The sequence below is a fragment of the Streptomyces torulosus genome (assembly GCF_001419765.1).
GTDB classification, from domain to species: Bacteria; Actinomycetota; Actinomycetes; order Streptomycetales; family Streptomycetaceae; genus Streptomyces; species Streptomyces torulosus.
Map to the genome: position 1 here is coordinate 1 of NZ_LIRK01000071.1, position 6,249 is coordinate 6,249.

At 68.6% G+C, this 6,249-nt stretch carries 4 protein-coding genes; 2 read left to right on the forward strand and 2 right to left on the reverse strand.

Annotated elements, in window-relative coordinates; genetic code table 11:
• Together AOK23_RS06235 and AOK23_RS06240 are read left to right on the forward strand one after the other, a co-directional pair.
• Positions 1-1,357: amino acid permease (locus AOK23_RS06235; RefSeq protein ID WP_055711738.1), on the forward strand; the 1,357-nt coding region annotated here is incomplete at its 5' end.
• A gap of 252 nt (positions 1,358-1,609) precedes the next feature.
• On the forward strand, positions 1,610-2,158 hold the full coding sequence (locus tag AOK23_RS06240) for a hypothetical protein (RefSeq protein ID WP_055711739.1): 549 nt from the start codon (positions 1,610-1,612) through the stop codon (positions 2,156-2,158).
• 114 nt (positions 2,159-2,272) lie between these two features.
• Here AOK23_RS06240 and AOK23_RS06245 read toward each other — a convergent pair whose 3' ends face one another.
• Both AOK23_RS06245 and AOK23_RS06250 read right to left on the reverse strand, forming a co-directional pair.
• A complete protein-coding gene (locus AOK23_RS06245) occupies positions 2,273-5,371 on the reverse strand; it encodes an RICIN domain-containing protein (protein WP_055711740.1) in 3,099 nt (1,032 codons plus the stop codon).
• A gap of 118 nt (positions 5,372-5,489) precedes the next feature.
• On the reverse strand, positions 5,490-6,249 hold a 760-nt coding region (locus tag AOK23_RS06250), incomplete at its 5' end, for an amidohydrolase family protein (protein WP_055711741.1).

The following is a 6,249-nucleotide window of genomic DNA, read 5'->3' on the forward strand; positions in this document are numbered from 1 at the left end:
TCTGTCGATGATCGCGATCGGCGGTGTCATCGGCGCCGGCCTGTTCGTCGGCTCCGGCTCGGGCATCGCCGCCGCGGGCCCCGGAATCCTGATCTCCTACGCCCTCGTCGGCGCCCTCGTCGTCCTCGTGATGCGGATGCTCGGCGAGATGGCCGCGGCCAACCCCACCTCCGGCTCGTTCTCCGCCTACGCCGACCGGGCGCTCGGTCGCTGGGCCGGCTTCACCATCGGCTGGCTGTACTGGTTCTTCTGGGTCGTGGTGCTCGCCGTGGAGGCGACCGCCGGCGCCAAGATCCTCACCGGGTGGATACCCGGCGTCCCGCAGTGGGGCTGGGCGCTGATCGTCATGGTCGTGCTCACCGCGACCAACCTCGGTTCGGTCGGCTCCTACGGCGAGTTCGAGTTCTGGTTCGCCGGGATCAAGGTCGTCGCCATCGCCGCGTTCATCGTGGTCGGCGGGCTCGCCGTCTTCGGTCTGCTGCCCGGCTCGGACCACCCGGCGACGGGCCTGGCCAACCTCACCGGGCACGGCGGGTTCCTGCCCCATGGACCAGGGGCGATCCTCACGGGCATCCTGATGGTCGTCTTCTCCTTCATGGGCAGCGAGATCGTCACCCTGGCCGCCGGTGAGACCCAGAACCCGCGGGCCGCGGTCACCAAGGCCACCAACAGCGTGATCTGGCGGATCGCGGTGTTCTACCTGGGCTCCATCCTGGTCGTGGTGTCGCTGCTGCGCTGGGACGACCCGGCGATCCTCAAGGACGGCTCGTACGTGGCCGCGCTGAACTCCATCGGCATCCCGCACGCCGGCCAGATCATGAACGCCATCGTGCTGACCTCGGTGCTGTCCTGCCTCAACTCCGGCCTCTACACGGCCTCCCGGATGGCGTTCTCGCTCGGCCGCCGCGGCGACGCGCCGGCCCCGTTCGCCCGCACCACCGGCCGCGGGGTGCCGCGGACCGCCATCCTGGCCTCGGTGGTCTTCGGCTTCGTCGCGGTCGCCTTCAACTACCTGTGGCCGGACACGGTCTTCCAGTTCCTGCTCAACTCCTCCGGTGCGATCGCCCTGTTCGTCTGGCTGGTGATCTGCTTCTCCCAGCTGCGGATGCGCAGGATCATCCAGCGGGAGACGCCGGACAAGCTGGTCGTCAGGATGTGGCTCTACCCGTACCTGACCTGGGCCACCATCGCGATGATCACGTTCGTGCTGTGCTACATGCTCACCGACACCGCCGACGGCGGCGGCCGCGACCAGGTGGTCCTGTCCACCCTGGTGGCCGTGGGCGTCGTGGGCGTCGCCCTGCTCCGCGACCGCCTGCGCCGCAGCCGCGCGCACGACGCCGTCACCCCCTCATAGGGCCGCTGACGGTTGAACCGCCGCTCGGCGGCCGGGAGCCCTCACCGTCCCCCGGCCGCCGGGCTCGCTGTCGTGACCCGGGGACGGTCGTGATCGACTGGGGCCGACAGACCGTGAACCCGAGGAGGGTGCTGTGACAGCGCACCGAGTGGGAGGTGCGCTCCCCACTGCGGAAACCCTTCGTGGCGGCCGACCGAGAACGAGTGGAGAAGTCGGGGCTGGCGGGCGGCACTTCCGCCTAAGGTCGTGGTCATGTTCAAGTCAGGGGTGGGGTTTCTCGCGTTGTTCGGGCTCGGCTGGTGGCTGCTGGGCACGAGTCCGTGGGGCGGGTGGACGCGGCTGGTTCTGATCGGCGTCGGTGGTGTCGTCACGGTGGGGCTGATGCTGGCCGCGCGCCGCTTCCTCCCCGCGTCGGCCGGGGGGCCGTTCCCGGCCGACCGGCGCCGGCGGTTCAACCAGATCAACGCCCTCCAGTGGCTGCTGATCATCACCATCGCAGCGCTGTGCCGCTCCCTCGATGTGCCGGTGCTCATTCCGCCGCTGGTCGCGGTGGTGGTCGGGCTGCACTTCCTGCCGTTGGCGGTGGTATTCGAGCAGCCCCGACTGCGCGTACCGGCCGCCCTGTTGATCGCCTCCGGGGTCGCGGGCACGACCCTCTGGCTTACGAACGGCCCCGACGAGACCGTGCGCCTCGCGGTGGGCCTCATGTCCGCGCTCTCCCTGTGGGGCGTGGCGGCATGGACGGTCACGGCGACGACGTCCGCCACCGGCCCTGGAGCGGCCGGCGCACCGCACGCCTGACGGGAGGACCCGGAGCGCGCCCTCCGCCTCGCCGGCCGAACCCAACCACCACAACGGCGACGGTGCCGGCTCGTACGGCCGGCACCGTCGCCGGGGGTCGCGGTGGCTGAAGGGTCAGTCCACGTTGACCACCTTCCACAGCTGGCTGTTGGCGTTCGTGTCCGTGTTCTGGACGAGTTGAGTGCCGCCGGAGGACACGTCGAGCACCTTGTCGCTGTTCACGTTCTTGATCTTGTAGTAGCCGTTTCCGGTGGCGACCAGTGTCCAGCGCTGGTTCGCCGCGTTGGTGTCGGACGACTGGATGACGGTCGCGCCGTCCGCGGTGGAAGCACCGCTGACGTCCATGAGCAGGCCACTGTTCCGGCTGACGATCTCGTAACTGCCGTCACCCACCGGGGCGAAGCGCCAGTTCTGGTTCACGGCTCCGGAGTCGGTCCACTGGATGACATTCGCACCGGCGGACTTCGACGCGCCTGAGACGTCGATCGCCTTGTTGCTGTTCTTGTTGACCACCTTGTAGTTGGCGTTCGTCGCGGGGAACTGGATGGAGGCGAACGCGTCCAGGGCGCAGACGGTGCCGGAGGAGGCGGTGTTCTTCGTCCCGGTGCACACCACCCTGATCGTGTGTGGGCCCGAGGCCAGGTCCGTCTTCTCGAACAGCGGCACCTGCTTCGTCACCGTCGAGGCGTAGGCGTCGATGCCCGCCTGGGCCAGGGTGCCGTCGATGTAGACGTCCACCTTGCCCATGTTCGGCTGCGTCATGCTGAGGTACCGCACGCCCGTGCCGGTGAAGGAGAACTCGGCGTAGTTGCCCGTGGTGTTCGTGAACTTCTCGGACCCGTTCATGTCCTTCGTGTCGTTCCAGTTCGACCAGGTCCCGGAGTAGGTCACGCCCGCGGCCTTGTCGTCGACGTGGCTCCAGCGCTGCCGTACGAGGGCGTTCGACGCGGGGGACGCGTTGCCCTGGGCGTCCACGACGTAGAGCCGGTAGTCACCCGCCGTCTGCGGGACGCGGATGCTCGTCGAGGTGCCGCTCGCGCTGGTCTTGGTGGGACCGGCGGCGAACGTCGTCGTACCGGCGGGAGCCAGCCAGAGCGTCTTGGCGGAGTCTCCCGGGCTGCGCACCGGAATGGTCATGACGCCCTTGCCGGTGAAGGTGCTGGCGGGCAGCGCGTCGTCCTGCAGGGCCACTCTGCTGCTGGGGACGAGGCCCTTGTAGGCGTCCTCCAGGCCCGCGTTCACGGCGATGGCGTACGCCGGTGACGGCCACACGTTGTCCACGTACGCGCGCACGTCCTGGATGGTGCTGTTCGGGACGCCCTTGTCCCAGATCTTGTTGACGGTGCCGTAGGTGTTGGTGATTTTCAGGTCGTGCTGACGGCCCCACGTGCCGGAGTGGATGACAGACGTGAGGTCCTTGTCCACGTCGAGCACGTTGTCGTGGAAGTTGATGAAGGCGGAGCCTTCATCGGGGTGCAGGCCGTACTTGTGGCCGGCCGGAACGCCCTGGATGTAGTTGTCGCTGATCTCGGTTCCCGGCTGCGCTCCCAGGGTGTAGATGGGGGCGGAGTCAGCGAGCGTCTGCATCGTGTTGACGATCTGGTTGTAGCGGACGGTGTTGTTCTTCGCCGTGGTGGTCGGGTTCCCGGGATTGATGGAGTTCGTCGAACCGTCGAAGTTCCACCAGCCCCAGCCGAGGGTGATGCCCGCCCATGAGGACTTCTCGATCCGGTTGTGCTCCACGGACAGGGAGTCCACGAAGTACGCCGACACGGGGCTGGAGCCCTGGAACAACACCGCGCTGTCGTAGAGGTAGTTGTTCGTGATCGAGATGTTCTTGCAGAGTCCCTCGACGTTCACCGGGTACTTCTCGTTGTTGGTCGAGGTGTAGTCCCCGATGTACACGTGCTGGGGGTGCCCCACGGTGATCGCGGAGCCGGCTATGTCGTTCGTGACGTTGCCGGTCAGCTGTGAGTCGGTCACGTCGTTGACCATGTTGATCCCGTCGGCGCCGGTGTGCTGCACCGTGTTGCGCCGGAGGGTGATGCCGTCGGCGTTCTCGATCTGGATGATGCCCGGCGGCAGGTCGACGTTGCGGTAGGTGTACGCGTGGAAGTTCTTCCTCGCGTACACGGTGGACCCGGAGTTGCCCTGCTGGCCCTGTCGGAAGACGGAGCCCGCCACATTGGTCAGGCCCCAGTCGGAGTGTTCGACGGTGAGCCCGGAGAACGTGATGTTCCGCGCGTGGTCGGTCGTGGACGTGCCCGCGACCCTGAGGAGGGTGGACACGTTGTTCGGCGCGAAGACCTTCGCCGACGTCATGTCCTCGGAGCCCGACTTGTAGTAGTAGACGGTGTGCTTCGCCTTGTCGAAGTAGAACTCGCCGGGCTGGTCGAGGAATTCGTACGCGTTCATGAAGGTGTGGGTGCCGCCGGCGTCGAATCTGCCGTTCGGCGGTCCCTGGGCGATGGCCGCGCCCGGCTGCTGGAACAGGGCCACGCGGTTGGCGCCGTCCGAGCTCGTGGTGATCTGGCGGACGCCCACGATGGCCGATGTCCAGGTCGTCTGCGTTCTGATCTCCACGTCGTCCTGGTTGGCGGCGACCGCGGGCAGATCGGCGAGGCTGTACTTGGCGCCGTCGCACTGCGAACCCGACTCCCATGCCCAGGGAGCCTGGCCGGCCGTGATGGTGTAGGTGCCGTAGCAGCCGGCCGAGGAGATCGTCTTGGAGGCCATCTGGGCGCGCTTGCCGTCGACGTAGAGCGCGCGGAGCTTGTCGTCGCGGTCCAGCGACGCCTTCCAGATGTTCCCGCTGTGCTGGGTCCAGCCGGTCACCGGGACGCCGCCGTTCAGCACAGGCTTCTCGTCCTGGTAGGCGGCGTACACGACACGGTGGCCGTTCGTCCCGGAGTCGGCCGACGTGAAGTCGACGGTGCTGCTGACGGGGTAGTTGCCGCCGCGCAGATACACGTTGATGTCGCCGGTCATGTCGTCGTTGACGGTGCGCACGACGTCCCGTGCGTGCCGCAGGGTCTTGAACGGCGCGGAGATCGTCCCGGCGTTGGTGTCGCTGCCGTCGGGGGCGACGTAGTAGGTGGCCTGGACCGCGGCCGAGGCGGGGGCCGCCAGCGTGAGGGAGGTCAGCGGCGTCGAGCAGAGGGCCGTGGCCAGCACGGCCGACAGCCTGCGGACGGTGGAGGGGAAGGGCTTCATCGTCTGCCCTTCCTGCTGGATCGGTCGGTCGGGAAAGCGTTCATGCGGCGGCTCCGGGGGTGTTGTCGGTGCGGGTATGCGGACGGGGACAAGGTCCCCTCGGCACGAGCGCCGACGGTCAGCTGCGGGCGGGGAGGCGGTAGAAGGCGGTCGCGGTGCCGGCGAGGAGCGCGTGGATCTCGCTCTCCGCGCAGTCGGTGAGCAGTTCGTCCACGGTGGCGGCCCAGCGGTTCCAGCCGCCCGCGAGATTGGCGACCGGCCAGTCGGAGCCGAACATCAGCCGGTCCGGACCGAAGGACGCGAGCAGGACGTCCCAGACCGGGCGGATGTCGGCGGTGGTCCAGCTGTCGTGGTCGGCCTCGGTGATCAGTCCCGACAGCTTGCAGACCACGTGCTCGTGCGCGGCCAGCCGTCGCACCTGGTCGCTCCACTCCGCGAGGTCGCGCCCGGCGATGTCCGGCTTGCCCGCGTGGTTCAGCACCTGGGGCAGGTCGGGGAAGCGTTCGGCCAGCCGGATCGCCTGGTCGAACTGGTGGCTGCGGACCAGGATGTCGTAGGAGAGCCCACGGTCCCTCGCCGCCGCCAACCCTCGTTCGACATCGGGGCGTTGCAGCCAGGCCGGTTCCGTCTCGCCCTGGACGAGGTGGCGCAGGGAACGCAGATGCGTGCCGCCCGGCCCGGCGAGCAGTCGGTCGAGCGTCTCGCCGATCGCCGGCGACGTGAGGTCCGCCCAGCCGACCACCGCCTCGATCAGCGGCTCCCGCTCCGCGAGGGCGAGCAGGTCCTCCGTCTCGGGCACCTCCGGCATGCACTGCACGGCCACCGTGCCGTGCAGGTGACGGCCGGCGACGGGGCGGGTCGCGGTGGAGCGCAGGTCG